The sequence below is a fragment of the Microcystis sp. M079S1 genome, assembly GCF_020246425.1.
In the GTDB taxonomy this organism is placed as follows: Bacteria; Cyanobacteriota; Cyanobacteriia; order Cyanobacteriales; family Microcystaceae; genus Microcystis; species Microcystis aeruginosa.
The window spans coordinates 30,599-46,561 of the sequence record NZ_JADBSZ010000109.1 but is presented as its reverse complement, the minus strand read 5'-3'; the positions used below and the strand labels follow the sequence as shown (position 1 = coordinate 46,561).

Annotated in this window: 13 protein-coding genes; 7 read left to right on the top strand and 6 right to left on the bottom strand. The window is 39.1% G+C overall.

What is annotated here, in order from left to right; genetic code table 11:
• Positions 1–53: 53 nt before the first annotated feature.
• Positions 54–698 (bottom strand): Uma2 family endonuclease, encoded by a 645-nt coding sequence (locus IM456_RS07230; RefSeq protein WP_287691873.1) that lies wholly within the window; start codon positions 696–698, stop codon positions 54–56.
• Between IM456_RS07230 and IM456_RS07225 the strand changes: the two genes are divergently transcribed.
• From IM456_RS07225 to IM456_RS07215, 3 genes are all read left to right on the top strand, one after another.
• Positions 697–1,656, top strand: a complete 960-nt coding sequence (locus IM456_RS07225) for an enediyne biosynthesis protein UnbU (RefSeq protein ID WP_287691875.1) — start codon at positions 697–699, stop codon at positions 1,654–1,656. The genes IM456_RS07230 and IM456_RS07225 overlap by 2 nt on opposite strands.
• Before the next feature lie 84 nt (positions 1,657–1,740).
• Complete coding sequence (locus IM456_RS07220) at positions 1,741–7,701, top strand: type I polyketide synthase (protein WP_287691877.1); 5,961 nt, start codon at positions 1,741–1,743, stop codon at positions 7,699–7,701.
• Positions 7,702–7,750: 49 nt separating this feature from the next.
• Positions 7,751–8,317, top strand: coding sequence for a hypothetical protein (locus IM456_RS07215; RefSeq protein ID WP_002762574.1), 567 nt, complete (start codon positions 7,751–7,753; stop codon positions 8,315–8,317).
• 219 nt (positions 8,318–8,536) lie between these two features.
• Here IM456_RS07215 and IM456_RS07210 read toward each other — a convergent pair whose 3' ends face one another.
• Both IM456_RS07210 and IM456_RS07205 read right to left on the bottom strand, forming a co-directional pair.
• Positions 8,537–8,782: a hypothetical protein gene (locus IM456_RS07210; RefSeq protein ID WP_149985835.1), complete on the bottom strand. Its 246-nt coding sequence runs from the start codon at positions 8,780–8,782 to the stop codon at positions 8,537–8,539.
• Between the two features lie 19 nt (positions 8,783–8,801).
• Entirely contained in the window at positions 8,802–9,743 is a 942-nt protein-coding gene (locus tag IM456_RS07205) for an RpnC/YadD family protein (RefSeq protein WP_287705212.1), read from the bottom strand.
• 452 nt (positions 9,744–10,195) lie between these two features.
• Between IM456_RS07205 and IM456_RS07200 the strand changes: the two genes are divergently transcribed.
• Positions 10,196–10,495, top strand: coding sequence for a nucleotidyltransferase family protein (locus IM456_RS07200; RefSeq protein WP_149985833.1), 300 nt, complete (start codon positions 10,196–10,198; stop codon positions 10,493–10,495).
• The gene (locus IM456_RS07195; protein WP_149985832.1) at positions 10,492–10,857 is read left to right on the top strand and encodes a HepT-like ribonuclease domain-containing protein; all 366 of its coding nucleotides are present in this window, start codon (positions 10,492–10,494) and stop codon (positions 10,855–10,857) included. Before IM456_RS07200 ends, IM456_RS07195 begins: the two co-directional genes overlap by 4 nt.
• A gap of 5 nt (positions 10,858–10,862) precedes the next feature.
• Here IM456_RS07195 and IM456_RS07190 read toward each other — a convergent pair whose 3' ends face one another.
• Positions 10,863–11,246, bottom strand: coding sequence for a hypothetical protein (locus IM456_RS07190; RefSeq protein WP_012264713.1), 384 nt, complete (start codon positions 11,244–11,246; stop codon positions 10,863–10,865).
• Positions 11,247–11,549: 303 nt separating this feature from the next.
• Between IM456_RS07190 and IM456_RS07185 the strand changes: the two genes are divergently transcribed.
• Positions 11,550–11,981 (top strand): acyl-CoA thioesterase, encoded by a 432-nt coding sequence (locus IM456_RS07185; protein ID WP_287691881.1) that lies wholly within the window; start codon positions 11,550–11,552, stop codon positions 11,979–11,981.
• 194 nt (positions 11,982–12,175) lie between these two features.
• Here the strand turns inward: IM456_RS07185 and devC are convergent, their stop codons facing one another.
• Positions 12,176–13,339 carry an ABC transporter permease DevC gene (gene devC / locus IM456_RS07180; RefSeq protein ID WP_149985831.1) on the bottom strand — a complete coding sequence of 388 codons (1,164 nt, stop codon included), beginning with the start codon at positions 13,337–13,339 and terminating at the stop codon, positions 12,176–12,178.
• Positions 13,340–13,355: 16 nt separating this feature from the next.
• The gene (locus IM456_RS07175) at positions 13,356–14,663 is read right to left on the bottom strand and encodes an ABC exporter membrane fusion protein (RefSeq protein ID WP_149985830.1); all 1,308 of its coding nucleotides are present in this window, start codon (positions 14,661–14,663) and stop codon (positions 13,356–13,358) included.
• Between the two features lie 247 nt (positions 14,664–14,910).
• Between IM456_RS07175 and IM456_RS07170 the strand changes: the two genes are divergently transcribed.
• Complete coding sequence (locus IM456_RS07170) at positions 14,911–15,963, top strand: DUF1702 family protein (protein WP_287691883.1); 1,053 nt, start codon at positions 14,911–14,913, stop codon at positions 15,961–15,963.

The window sequence follows — 15,963 nt, the reverse complement described above, 5'->3', positions numbered from 1 at the left end:
GATTACTTCATAAGTTGCAGTTCAGCTTGCTTGAGCGAGATTTCAGGTCAAACTTAAGCCAAATCTCGCCAATCTATCCCTAAATCTTGTAATTTCCGAGCCATCTTTTCTGCCACTTCTTCAGGGGTGGGAACAAGTTTACCTTCAGGGGTAAAAAAGCGTAATTGGCTGTCATGAATCCCTAAAAATAATTCTAACTGTTGACTCCATAACCAGCCCTGTTCATTCGCTGCAATTTCTTCGTATTTTCCTACCATCAACTGAAACCCCTTAAATTCTAAACTGGTGAGATCAAACCAAAAATAATTAGGAGTCCGGAAAGTTTCCTGATAAATTTCTTTCTTTAAACCTCTATCAGTTTCTGCCGTTGAATCAGACAAAATCTCGATGATGACATGGGGATATTTCCCCTCTTCTTCCCACACTACCCAACTTTTACGCGGTTTTCTTGCTACTCCCAAAACCACAAAAAAATCAGGACCCCTAAAATATTCTGATTTTCGTTGATTAGGGCTGTAATAAATAGTCAGATTACCAAAAGCATAGAAATCTTGGCGGTCTTTCCATAATAACTCTAGTGATTGGATCAAAAGCATCAATTGACGCAGATGTAACTCTGTTTCCATAGGGGGTTCATCACTCAGTAAATCACTTTTGGGAAAGATAATTTCCTTTAACTCATCTTCAACAATAACCATGACAACCACTCAATTATTTAATCTTCCCTATTTTAGCTCTTCAGTAGAGCGTTCTACGGTTTCCTATCAACCTAACCGTTTAGCAGGATTACGACGCTTTGCTATAGCGATTACCTTTCTCAATATTTTAGGTCATACTGTCCTCGGATTTGAACAATCTTGGGCGCAACCTCTGGTGGCTTTAGCAACAGGTTACAGCGTAGAATTATTATTAGAAAGCGTTGATGCCGGGGTAAATGGCTTTAAACCTAGATATTTAGGAAGTATCGGTCAGTTTGTCGATTTTCTGCTTTCTGCCCATATTACCTCATTAGCGATCGCTATGTTACTCTATGCTAATGAGCGTTTATTTCCGATTATGTTTGCAGTAGCGGTGGCTATCGGATCTAAAGCAATTTTTCGGTTACAAGTGGCGGATAAAACCCGTCATTTTCTCAATCCTTCTAATTTTGGTATTAGCGTTACCTTACTCTTATTTCCCTGGATTGGCATCGCGCCCCCCTATCAGTTTACCGAGAATTTAAGCGGTTGGGCAGATTGGATTTTACCCGTCTTAATTGTTTGTACGGGAACGTTTTTAAATGCCCGTTTTACTCGTAAATTGCCTTTAATTGCCGGATGGTTAGGGGCTTTTATCTTACAAGCAATCCTTAGAAGTGCTATCTTTCAGACAGCGTTAATCCCCGCCCTATTACCCATGACAGGGGTGGCTTTTGTCCTCTTTACCTTCTATATGGTAACGGATCCGGGAACAACACCGATTAACCCCCGTGAGCAGATAATTTTTGGGGCATCTGTAGCCGTTGCTTATGGCATTTTGATGTCCTTTCATGTTGTTTTTGGGATGTTTTTCGGATTGACACTGGTGTGTTGTTTCAGAGGGTTGATATTAGCGGTTGAACCCCTGAAAGCAAAATTACCCCTAGTACAGGCTTCCGGCATTTTATCAACTCCTTAACCACCAAGATGCTTGTACTAGCAAAAAACTCGTGGGTGCAAGTTTCTGGCACTCCCTACAGTAACATTCTCCTGGTCATTGACTATGAAAGCTTCTCCTCAAATTGCTATTGTTGGCATGGCTTGTCTTTATCCTGATGCCGATTCTCCACAGGAATTATGGGAAAATGTCCTGTCTCAGCGTCGGGCATTTCGTCGCTTTCCCTCAGAGCGATTATCGTTAAGTGACTACTATTCTCCCGATAAAAGCGCCCCCGATGTCATTTATTCGACTCAAGCTGCCGTTATTGAGGGCTATGAATTCGATCGCATTGCTTATAAAGTGGTGGGGAGTACCTTTCGTTCGGCTGATTTAGCCCACTGGTTAGCGTTAGATATTGCGTCTCAGGCGTTGAATGATGCCGGATTTCCCGACGGAAAGGGGTTAAATAAAGAAACAACCGGGGTTTTACTGGGAAATACCCTCACAGGCGAGTTATCGCGGGCTAATACCCTAAGATTGCGTTGGCCCTATGTGCGTCATAGGGTAGAAGAACAATTATTAAAACAAGGATTATCGGACAAAGAACGGCAAATTTTCTTAAATGAATTAGAAAATCGCTTTAAAGAACCCTTTGAACCGATTGGAGAGGAATCTTTAGCGGGAAATCTCGCGAATACGATAGCGGGGAGAATTTGTAATTATTTTGACTTAAAAGGGGGCGGATATATCGTCGATGGGGCTTGTAGTTCCTCTTTACTGGCAGTAGCGAATGGTTGTTCGGCTTTAGTCGCTGAAGATTTAGATATCGCTTTAGTCGGGGGTGTGGATATTAGTATGGACCCTTTTGAGTTGGTGGGTTTTGCTAAAACGGGGGCCTTAGCCTCTGGGGAGATGAAAGTGTATGATCAAGGGTCTAATGGGTTTATTCCGGGGGAAGGATGCGGTTTTTTGGTGTTAATGCGTCATGGGGATGCCCTAGCCCAAAATAAACGGATTTATGCTGTTATTCAAGGTTGGGGGATTTCTTCCGATGGCAAAGGTGGAATTACTCGCCCAGAAGTGGAAGGACAGTTATTGGCTTTAAATCGCGCCTATAAACGGGCTGAATTTACGGGGGATACTATAGCTTATTTTGAAGGCCATGGTACGGGAACGGCGGTGGGTGATGGAACCGAATTAGAAGTCTTATCTCGTATTCATCCAGATACGGTAAATAAAGCCGTTATTGGTTCAATTAAAGCGAATATTGGCCATACTAAGGCGGCGGCAGGGATAGCAGGGTTAATTAAGGCGACTATGGCGGTTCATCGTCAAATTTTACCACCAGTGACGGGATGCGATCGCCCTCAGGCTCGGTTAACCGAAGACAAGGCAAGGTTACAGGTATTAAAAGAGGGGCAAATCTGGCCAAATTCCTTACCTTTACGGGCAGGAGTGAGTGCCATGGGTTTTGGGGGCATTAATAGTCATATTATCATAGAGGGATTAAGTCAGATTCGTCGTCACACTTTAACGCCACAGGAACAAAAATTAATCCATTCTCCCCAAGATGCGGAGTTATTCCTATTGAGTGCAAATAGTCAAGAAGACTTACAAGCACAGGTTAATCGGTTATTAAATATTGTTCCTCGCATATCCCAGTCAGAAATGACGGATCTTGCCGTTGAATTAGCGAAAAAGGTAAATCCTCATTTACCCTATCGTCTGGCCATTATTGCATCTTCCCCCGATAGCTTAACCAATCAGCTTGTAGGAGCGCAAGGCTTGCGCTCGTTGATCCCCCCCGGTCAAAATTTAGATAATATCTTTACCAATCACGAAAAACAGATCAATAAAATAGGTTTTCTCTTTCCGGGGCAATCCGCACCAGTTTATCTTCATGGGGGACTCTGGGAAAGACGTTTTCCTGTGATTAAACAATTATATAACAAGGCTCAGTTAGCCAAGGGTAAGGATAACACGGTGACGAATATTGCTCAACCGGCGATCATTACGGCTTGCCTAGGGGGGTTACAACTCTTAGAAAACTTAAATATTAAAGCAGATTTAGCCATAGGACACAGTTTAGGGGAATTATGCGCTTTATTTTGGGCAAATGCCTATGATAAGACTCAATTAATTAATCTAGCTAAAATTCGCGGTCAAGCAATGGCACAACTGGGCCACCCAACAGGTAGAATGGCCAGCATTAACGCCGATGCAGAAACGGTTAAAAGTTTATTAAATGGACGTATCGTTGAGATTGCGGGATTAAATTCACCCTATCAGACAATAATCTCAGGAGAAGCATTAGGGATTAAAGATGTTGTTGAAAAAGCCCAAAATAAAGGCATTAAAACCGTTTATTTGCCTGTCTCCCACGCTTTCCATTCTCCCCTAGTGGCCCGGGCTGTGCAACCCTTAGAAGATTATTTACAAACTTATCCCTTAAATTCCCTGCAAAAAACGGTTATTTCTACCGTAACGGGCGAAAAATTGCCATTAAATACCGACTGGCGCTCGCTTTTGTTAGAACAAATGACCTCACCGGTGCGCTTCATCGATGCAGTCAAGTCAGCAGAGAAAGAGGTTGATTTATTCATTGAAGTGGGTTCTGGTTCAATATTAAGCCGTTTAGTGGCAGATATAACGGATATTCCCGTAATTTCTCTCGATAGCAGTAGTGAGTCTTTACAAGGGTTATTGAAAACGGTTGCAGTAATGTTTGTTAATGGTGTCAAGGTTAACTATCAAGGGTTATTTGAAGATAGATTTAGTCGTCCCTTTAATTTAGACTATCAACCCCATTTTATTGGCAATCCATGTGAGATCAAGGCAAAGGGCAAAAGTCAACAGGCAAAAGTAGAAAATATTGATCTTTTATTACCTAATCATAGCCAAAACCTCAAACCTAATACCTCAAACCTGAAACCTCAAACCTCAAAAATTGAAGTTATTCGTCAATTGGTGGCACAAAAAACAGAATTACCCCTAGAAACCATTGAAAATCATCATCGCTTGTTGGCGGATCTGCACCTTAATTCTATCAGTGTCAGTCAATTAGTGATCGAAGCAGCGCGTCAGTTAGACTTATCTCCTCCCCATTCACCGACAGATTATGCCAATGCAACTATTCAGGATCTAGCAGCAGCTTTAGAAGAATTAGGCAAAAATAATCCCCCAATTCCTCAAGAATCAATCCCGATGGGTGTTGATAATTGGGTGCGTGCGTTTACGGTTGAATTAATCGAAAAACCGTTAATTAAATCAGATAAAAAGCAAATAAATCGAGAAAAAGCGGGAAATTGGCATATTATCGCCCATGCTGATCATCCTTTATTGCCTAACTTATCTGTTTTACAACCCACCTTAAAGCATGAGCAGGAAAAAGGGATCATTATTTGTTTAAAATCCCATCCTGATGAATCAGAAATCGATTTGCTTTTAAAAGGGGCAAAATTATCTATAAAAGAGAAAAAACCCTTGATTTTGATTCAACAAGGAGGAGGATATGCGTCCTTTGCGAGAACTTTTTATCTAGAAAATCGTCAAATTCCCACCTGTGTGATTGATATTCCTTTTCATCATCCCAATGCAGTTAATATCATTCTCTCAGAAATCACTGCAACCGATAGCTATACAGAAGTTTATTATGATGAAAACGGAAAACGGTTTGTTCGTCAATTAAACTTGTTAGGGTTAGAAAAAGATACCGATAACCCTAAGCAGAAAAAAGCCCTAAAAAGTTCAAATAAAAGCAAAATCAAGGAGCTTCTTTTGGTGACGGGGGGAGGGAGAGGTATTGCCTCAGAATGTGCCTTATCCTTAGCTAAAGAAAATAAAGCTACCTTAGCGATTTTAGGACGTTCTCAACCTGAAGATAACCGAGAATTAGCCGAAAATTTAGCAAGAATGAAGTCTGCAAACATCCAAGTCCATTATTATTCTTGTGATGTCAGTGATGCTGAGTCAGTTCAGCAAACTATCGCCGAAATTAAGACAAATTTAGGAGAAATTACGGGAATTTTACACGGTGCGGGGGTTAATACACCGAAATTAATTCAACATCTCGAACCAGAAGATTTTATAGCAACTTTAGCTCCAAAAGTCAAGGGTTTGCAACATATCTTAACGGAAATTAATCCCGATTCTCTCAACTATTTAATCACCTTCGGTTCAATTATTGCCGAGACTGGATTGAAAGGAGAAGCAGACTATGGGTTAGCCAATGAATGGTTAGGGAATATTGTAGCGGAATTTAGTCGAAAATACCCTAATTGTCGCTGTTTAAACCTAGAATGGTCGGTTTGGTCCGGTATTGGCATGGGAGAACGTTTAGGAACAGTTGAAAAGCTAAGAAATGAAGGTATTACCCCTATTTCTCCCGATATTGGCATTAAATACTTACATTTACTTTTAAATCAATCCCTAACCACTGCCTCTGTTATCATCGCCGGGCGTTTTGGTGAACCTCCGACTTTAAGCTTAAAACCGCAAGAATTATCTTTTTTACGCTTTTTAGAGACAAAGAAAGTTCATTACACGGGAATTGAACTGATTACTGAAGCAGAATTATCCTTAGACAATGATCCTTATTTACAAGATCATGTTTATCAAGGAGAATACATTTTCCCCGGTGTCCTGGGGTTAGAAGCGATCGCGCAGGTGGCCACTGCATTACTCCCCACCTTAGCAAGGAAGGAGGATCAAACTCTTAACAAGGGGGAAAACCAAGATCCCCCTTCCGTCCCCCTTAACAAGGGGGAAACTGGAGGATTAAGGTTTGAATCGGTTAAATTTAACCGTCCGATCGTGGTTTCTGCCGATAAACCATTAAAGATACAAATTGCTACCTTAATCACCGATTCTGGAAAGGTTAAGGCCGTTATTCGCTGTGCCAATACAGGGTTTAGTATCGATCATTTTGAAGCCATCATCAGCCATTCTCCTGTGGGGGCGCCAGACTGTCGCCCATTGATTCCCCCTGTCCCCCTTAAAGAAGGAAAAAATAACCCTCAAATTAATCCAGATACGGACTTATATGGTCATTTATTGTTCCATAAAGCAAGATTTCAACGAATTAAGGGTTATTCTCATCTCAAAGCAACCGAATGTATTGCAGAAATTAACATTGAGCCAAAAACTGCTTGGTTTAGTCGTTATTTACCTCAATCCCTGATTTTAGGCGATGCAGGGGCAAGAGATGCCGTTATCCATGCTTTACAAGCTTGTGTTCCCCATGCCACTATTTTACCCACTGGCATAGAACGCTTAACGGTATATTCTGTCAATTTAGGCGAAAATCAGTTTGTTTCAGCCAAAGAAAGACTGCATCAAGGAGATACCTTTGTCTATGATCTTGAGGTATTCAATAACGATGGCAATCTCTTAGAAGTGTGGCAAGGATTGGAATTAAAGGTGATTAAACACAGAAATCCTCAAGATCCCTGGATTCCAGCCCTTTTACCCTGTTATTTAGAACGAAAGATTAAGGAGATGATGCCTAATGTCGATTTAACTTTAATTCTCGATCGGGATGCAACGGTAGAAAGACGAGTCAGAAGCGATCGCAGTTTAGGGATGTTAACCTCATCCCCTAGTGTGATTCAGCGTCGGGGGGATGGCAAGCCCGAATTAAGCGATAACGAGGCGGTTTCGGTGTCTCATGCGGAAGATTTAACCCTTGTGCTTAAGGGTGCGTCAGGATGCGATCTGGAACCGATTATCCCCCGTGATGTGCAGATGTGGCGCGATTTATTGGGGGAAAATTCCTTTAATTTAGCGGAGGTAATTAGTCAAGAGAATCATGAGGATTTTAATATGGCAGCGACTCGCATTTGGTCTGCTAAAGAAAGTATTAAGAAAGCGGGTTTGAGTCTCGATATCCCGTTAACTTTATCGTCTTTCTCTCAACAATTAACCCCTTTATCCCCTATTTTGTGGTTATCTTCAGGAAAGGATTTAATCATCACTTTACCTGTTTCTTTCCGAGAAATCAAGACAGCTTTCATCTTGGCAATATTTGTCCAAACAGTTCAGAAAAAATCGGACTTACTTCAGACAGAACCATTAAAGGTTTTCTGATAAAAATTATCCAGTTTTACCCTTTTTTAAACCACAGGAGAACCAAATCATGACTACAGTTCGACAAATTCCCAACCAAAGAAACCCTATTCAACTGATTTCAAATATCATCCGTTCTTTCGTTTATGCGATGAATGGACGCTGGCATAAATTGGGGATGCAAATCTTTATGATAGTGACTATTGCCCACATCTCAGAACATATTATTCAAGCTTATCAATTGTGGGGTTTAGGATGGCCGAGACCAGAATGTTTAGGGTTATTAGGACTCTGGAAACCTTGGTTAATGCGCTCGGAATGGCTACACTATGGACACGCTCTTTTTATGTTATTAGGGTTAGCTATTTTTCGGCCTTCTTTTCATGGAAAAGCTCGTCTTTGGTGGGATTTGGCATTAGGATTACAATTCTATCATCATTTTGAACACGCTTTACTCTTAGGACAGGCAATTATTGGTCAAAACTTATGGGATTCTCGCGTTCCTATTAGTATTGGACAAATTTGGTTTCCTCGGTTAGAACTGCATCTTTTCTATAACTTAATGGTTCTAATTCCCATGATGATTGCCATGTATTATCATCGTTTTCCACCTATGAATGAGGGGAGATTAGTTTAAATTTCAGCCCAAGTCAAAGAAAGTATTAAGAAAATGGGGGTAAATGAGTAAGCTAAACGGCTTTTACTTCGGATCACCGATATAGACTCCAAAAGGGTTATAGCTATTGGATCATGCAGGTTAAGCGCCGTTTAGCTTATTTACCCTATTCTTCTAGTTAATTGTGCTGAAAAGTTGTCTCTAGTTCTTAAAAAAAGCATGATTGCTCTCCTTCTCATATTATGATAAAGAGTCATTAACTAGCTGTTGAAATTCCCCCAATGAATTAATAGTAATACTGGGGACAAAAAGACCCTCTAAGACAGACACATCCTCAATTTGGTTAATCGTTTCAATCAGGGAATTAGGAATCTCCCCAAAACGACTTTGTAAAGCTAAAATAATATACTTTTGGCTAGTTAATTTAGCTCCTGATTTAGCTCCTTCTTCGAGAGCCATTTCTTCTATGGTACTTAAAAAAAGCATGATTGCTCTCCTTCTCATATTATGATAAAGAGTCATTAACTAGCTGTTGAAATTCCCCCAATGAATTAATAGTAATACTGGGAACAAAAAGACTCTCTAAGACAGACACATCCTCAATTTGGTTAATCGTTTCAATCAGGGAATTAGGAATCTCCCCAAAACGACTTTGTAAAGCTAAAATAATATACTTTTGGCTAGTTAATTTAGCTCCTTCTTCGAGAGCCATTTCTTCTATGGTACTTAAAAAAGGCATTTTGTTTTCCTCCTCGTATTGACTGAGTTTTGTTTTAAAGTTAAGTTGAAGTTGCGGGGGTAAGGTCATCATTTTATCAATGAATTTCCCTAGATTGATAATCTCAAACTTGGTTAATCCCCTTGGATATAAACCTCTGACTAAGTTCCACTTCCATTGTTCACGCTCCCTGAGATTATTAGTCGTAGCCTTAGTTTTTAGGTGTGCCATGACTATTATAGCCCAAATATTCTCACTTTGTTCTAAGTCTTCCCATTGATAATCCAATAATTTGACCATTAAAAAATCGACTCTCACTTGACTTCCCCCTAACCCATATTGATAAAAATCAGGTCGCCAAGACCTACTTTCATCCCCTAAAATAGCTAAACTAATAACAGGTTTATGGTACAAATCAAAGGCTCGATAATTATAAATAAACATTCGCTGAGGGAATTTTAGATCATATTGACTTTGGACTTCAATATGAATTAAAAGCCAGATTTCCTGATGATCTAATAACCAAACTTTCAATAATTTATCAGCATAGCGTTGCTCAGTTTCCGCAGCTGCCGTAATTTGTTCTAATTCTTTATCAAGGGAAATAGGGGTTTGATTCCAGTCAATTTCTTGATAAATATTGGGATAAAAGAAGTTTAAGAACTCTGCCAAATAAGTGCTAATCGCTTCTTTCCATGTTTTGTCGTAATTAGCTGTCACCTCAGCCATGCCTTTCCCACCTAATTGCTATATAATAAATAATATCCTAATCTTTCAAAAACAATGGACAATTCTAACCCTACTCCTATCCCCTGCGAAAATAGTGATACTTCTTCCTTAGGACTTTTTGCTATTGGTGGACTGGGATTAACCCAACTTTGCAGGAAACGCCAATAAACTTAACTTAGGGTGGGTTCTGCTCACCCTATTTCCTTAAGGGATGGCTATAATCGAAACATGACCAAACTTGGTAAACTGATCAAAAAATTTCTCTCGAAACTGCCAGAAGTTCATTAATTATATCAACAATTTTTGTATAATAAAGGTTATTTTAATAGGCGTTGGGTTTCATGCTTTAACCCAACCTACGTTCTGCCAGAAGTTCACTAATTATATCAACAATTCTTGTATAATAAAGGTTATTCTAATAGTGAGTGCTTAAAAATTACCTAATTCTTAAAATGACTAACCTAGAAAATATTAAAACTTGCTTAAAAAAGCAAAATTCCTATTTAAAGAAACAGTACCATATTCAAACACTAGGAATCTTTGGCTCTTATGTTAGGGGAGAAGCAACACCAGACAGCGACCTTGATATATTAGTGGAATTTGAATCAGGATATCACTTTGGTTTATTGACCTTTTGTCGCCTAGAAAACTATCTTAGTGATTTGTTAGGCGTTCAAGTTGATTTAGTCATGAAAGATAGTCTTAAACCGAAAATTGGCGAGCAAATTCTCTCAGAGGTTATTTATTTATGATTGAGCGATATAGTGAAGATTATTTAAGAGATATGGAAGAAGCAATTGGTTTAGCGATTGCATTCACAGAGGGAATGGATTTTGATGATTTTTGTCAAGATAAAAAGACGATTTTTGCCGTTACCAGAGCCATTCAAATTATCGGCGAAGCTGTTAAGAAAATTCCTGAGGATATTAGACAACAATATCCTCAAGTTCCTTGGCAAGATATCGCCAAAATGAGAGATAAAGTAACTCATCAATATTTTTCTGTTAAATTAGACGTGGTTTGGGATACTGTTAAGCAAGATTTACCTTTTCTTCATTCATTAGTGACTAGGATTTTGGCAAATAATACAGACTGGAATACAAAGTCAAAATAAAATAATTAATTGACTTTTTGAGCTACTTCTGCTAGACAATCAAAGTGACGACCATATTTAACAATAATCGTCATCGATCCTCGATAATCAATTAACCCTGTCATTACCGCTTTAACTGCACCAATTTCTTGATTAACAAATCGTTCCCAATTCTCTCTAGTCGCTGAAAAAATCGGTAAAGATTCATCCATTTCTTCAATTAGTTCTAAACTAACAATCTGACCCTGATCATCCCATTCTGAACAAACAGAAACCCCCTGACGATCACTAAACCAAAGAATTACTTTTCCCAATTTAGTGAACTTTTTACCTAAGTTTTCTTGTTCGTTCCATGTCGTTTGATAGGCAGACCACCATTCTTGAGAAAAACGAGTTAACGGCTGATTCATGAGGTATAATCAGAAAATAAAAAACTTGTGTTTAGTTTACCATTATCAGGATAACCTATGATCATCTTAAAATTCCTACTTTATGCCTCTCAGGGTAAGCGCATCTTAACAATCCTTGACAAAATGAACTTTATATGGGTTGCCTACCCAGAGCGCAATCCAGACATATTTGAGTAGAATTTGTCATCGCAGTTGTTAAGCAACAATCGACCAAATAAGAGGACAAGCAGCTGACAAAATTGATCAATTGTCAATAGCGTTCTTTTAAAACCGTTGTTAATCTCGAAAAATCGCTAAATAATCATGATGAAAGCCTACGAATATCATCACATTGTCAGTTTTCAAGAAACCAATTTAGTCGGTAATGTTTATTATGCCAATTATGTGCAATGGCAAGGTCGTTGTCGAGAAATGTTTCTCAAAGATAATGCCCCAGATATTATCACAGAATTATGCCAAGGATTGGCTTTAGTAACGGTTCGAGTATCCTGTGAGTATCTGTCCGAATTATTTGCCTTTGATCATGTTATTATTCGGATGCGTTTAGGAGAGATTAAACAAAACCGAATTACCATGTTATTTGAATATTGGCGAGTGACTGATGAAGGTGAAGAATTAGTAGCAAAAGGGGAACAACAAACAGCCTGTATGCGACGAGAGGATAGTGAAACCAGACCCACTCCAATTCCCGCTCAACTGAAATTAGCTTTAGAGAAATATCACATCGCGAGCTAAAGGATAATTCTAGGAATGTGAGATAAAAATAACCGATAAAAAATGACTCTCCTAGACTGGTTATAGACAATTAGTGGTTTAAATGAGCTTAAACCGAAACTTCCGCCGCTTTCATTTATCCCAGTATGAGCCGACTCCTGTTGAGGCGGCTTGCCTAGATGACTACGCTACCCGTAAACCTTTTCAAACATCCTCTAAAAAATATCGGCAGGATCGACATATTGGAGCTTATTAATAGCCGTGGCTCCGGCGATCAAGGACATGAGCAAGGTTAAGCCAAAGACGAATATTGCTCTAGTAGGGGTCATTTCAATGGGAAGTAAGGTAGATTTTTGGGTAAAATAATACTGAATCATCCCTAATAAAAAGCCAGGAATATAACCCAATACTGCAATAATCAGAGCTTGCTGCAAGACGAGCCACAGAAGATAACGATTGTGATATCCCATTGCTTTTAGAGTTGCATATTCTGCTAAGTATTCTGTAACATTGGTATAAAGAATTTGATAAACAACCACAATCCCGACCACTAATCCTAAAAATACCCCCAAATTAAAAATAAAACCAATAGCTGTACTGGTTGCCCAATAATTTTTTTCAAAGTTAATAAACTCTTGCTTGCTTAATATTTTGACATCTTTCGGTAAATATTTCTTTAACTTTTTGAGTAAGGATTGCTGATCAATATCTGGTTGAAACTTAATTAAGCCAATATCAATGAACCGAGATGAACGATTCTGAAATATTCTTAAAAAGTTAGAGTAGCTCATTAATAAGTTACCATCTGAACCAAAAGATGTCCCTAATTCAAAGAGACCAACCACTTCTATTTTTCGATTATTGCCAGAATTTCCCACCTCGGTAATAATAGTTTTACCCTTCTGGAAATCTTCGGCAATATTTCCAAACTCACTACGAGAATTTTGGTCAAATAAGGTGGTATATTTTAGCTTTAATTTTTGCCAATTTTCTTTGATTCCCACAGCCTTAAATGCTTGATATCTTAAATCAATTCCAATTACAAAAATATTACGCCAATAGTTTTTTGTATCAGGATTTTTCCATTGAGCATAGCCTACATAGATTGGACTGACTAATTCCACTTCATTAAAGGATAAGGTTTGTAATAGTCTTCGCTCACTAAAACTTTCCATAGCAATTAAAGACGTAGAACGAGGACTAATAAGGAAAGCATCACCTTCTAAACTATTATGTAAATGAACAGCACTCTCAAATAAAGCATCTCGAATTCCCAACTGCATAAAAATAATTACAGTCGAAAAAATAATACCAGACAGTGCAACAATTAAACGAGTTTTTTTATGAGCTAATTGTAACCAAGCAGTGGGAATATTCATCTTATGAATGACTTATTTAGTTAGGGTGAATGATAACATTAACTTTTAAGTTAGTTAACCGATTAACTTTAGCACTAGAGAGATGATCTAAGCTAATTTTTACCTCTATGACTCTAGCATCTGTATCGACAACAGGATCGGTTCCTAAAACATCTTGTCGTCCCACTTTCCAACCTATTTCTTCCACATTTCCCTCTAAATCTCCGATTATTTTATCGGTTTTTATTGTTACAGATTGACCTAATTTAACTCGACTAATATCGGTTTCATACACTTCTGCTGTAACATACATTTTTTGGATGTTTCCTAATTCTAAAATTCCTTCATTTTTCACTAATTCTCCGGGGAAAGTATGAATTTTTAAAATTCTTCCTGCATGGGGCGCACGCACATAGGATAATTCTAATTCTGCCTGAGTGCGTTCTACATTAGCCTTAGCTGTCATTACTTCATCTTGAGCAATTTGAAGATCAACAGGACGAATTTCCGTAACTGCACTTAGCATAGCTTGGTTTTCTTGAATTTGTTGTTCTAAAGTATTAAGAGTTCGTTGTAGATTGGCTCTGGCTTCCTGAATTTTTTGTTCTAAAGTAGTCGTAATGCGTTGCAAGTTAGCCGCAGCTTCTTGGAGTCTTTTTTCTGTGGTTGTCGCCTCTAAACAAAATCGCTCTTTTTCCCCTTGAGAAACTGCACCATTACGGTATAAAGATTGATAACGTTGACAATCTGTGAGAGAATTATTCAATTCTGCTTTAATTCTTTCAACGGTAGCTTTTTGTCCTAGTTTTTCCCCTTCAAGTTCCGATTCCAAACTAGAGATCACCGCTTTTTGCCTCATTATTTGTCCCTCTAATTCCGCTTTGCTTTGACGCATACGGGAATCTTGAGCCATAATTTCGCCTTTTTTTGCCCCTTCTCTCACTTTTTCGAGTTTAGATGCTGCTAAATCCAGATTTGCTTGAGCTTGTTTCAGGGCTGCTCGCAAACGGGCATTATTATCTAAAATAGCAATAATTTCGCCTTTTTCAACTTTTTCTCCCTGTTTTACCAGTATTTTATCTACTCTACTTCCTTCCAAAAAGGCAGTGGCTGATATTTGAGTAATTCCACCTTGAGGTTCAAGATAACCAAGGGCAGCAACAGCTTCGGGAGTATCAGGAGAAACCGTCGAGGAAATCGATAACTGGGAAGCTTTCAAGGATGATTCTGGTCTAAAATAGAAGATAATAACGGTTGTTCCCAAGCTAAATCCCATAAAAGCTCCTAAAAGACCCCAAAACCAATATTTTAAAGAATGGGAATTTTGAAGGCGAAAGTTAGCCATTGTTGTTAACAGGGATAAGGATTCATCGGCCTAAAATTGATTAATTCTTAAGATTACAGTGTTTCTGCTCAGGATGAAGCGTAACCTAATTTTATCGACTGGCTCGCCAAAACCACCACTTCGTACCTCACCATTAAGATAACTGCTATAATATCAAATCAATTTTGTTTAAGGTAACATGAGGTCATATCTTAGACCTCCCATTAAGGGTTGTCAACTTTGTCAACTTTGTCAACTTTTTTTAACAATGGCATCTAATTTCTCAGGCGCACCCTTCGAGCATCCTGCTGTCAATTTTGATCACAAATTTTCTCCTAGGCAGGTAAATCGTTTTCCACAACGATTGTTGCTCCTTTCACCCCAAGCGGCAACCTTTAATCAGCGTGGATTCATCTGTGATCCGCAAAGCGGCGGCCTGGCTGTTCAGCCTCAAAAACGGATATATTTGGAAACGATCGGGCAAACTTTTATCTATGGCTATAATGCAGCAATTATGGCTCATTCTCTCGCGGACTTGTTTCCTCTTCTTGAAGGTGTCACCCTCAATCTGAGAGGATTTGCTTATGAAGGGGCGGCGATGGCTTTATCTTTGCTAGATTGTTTAACCCCTTGGCAGAGCGATCGCTTTGAGCATTTTTTAGCAAACGAGGGGAAAAAGCATATTTACATGGCCTATGTAGGTAAAGGATGGCAATTAGCCCGTATTCCCTTTTCTTTGCGCTTTTATCTCCAAAAATTAGAACATTCTGCCCAACATTTTCCAGATTCTCTATTAGGGTGGTTAGCCCTTGACGGCTATGGATTTCATCAAGGATACTTTGCCTGGCCTAAGTATATCCGAGAGAGAAAGTCTCCTCAAGAATTATCGGGTTATGCGCGTCTTGTCTTTGCCCAAGGGTTAGGGCGCAGTCTTTGGTTTGTGAAAGGGGCAAATATTGCCGAAATTGCCGATCAAATCCAAAAATTCGACCCGCTGCTTCAACCCCATTTATGGAGTGGGATCGGCTTGGCTTGCACTTATGCGGGGGGAGTTTCTCCCGAAGAAATTCAACATTTAAAACAGCTGGCTGAACCTTATAGAGCAGAATTAGCCCAGGGAGCAGCTTTTGCCGCAAAAGCACGTTTACTAGCCGAAAACTGCACGGAAAATACCGAAATAGCCTGTCAAATTTTGTGTGGAATGGCTATTACTGAAACAGCCAAGATCACTGATGATACCCTCATCGGCTTAGATTACCACGACCAAATCCCTGCCTATGAACAATGGCGACAAGCCATCCAAAGTCATTTTCGCACCTAA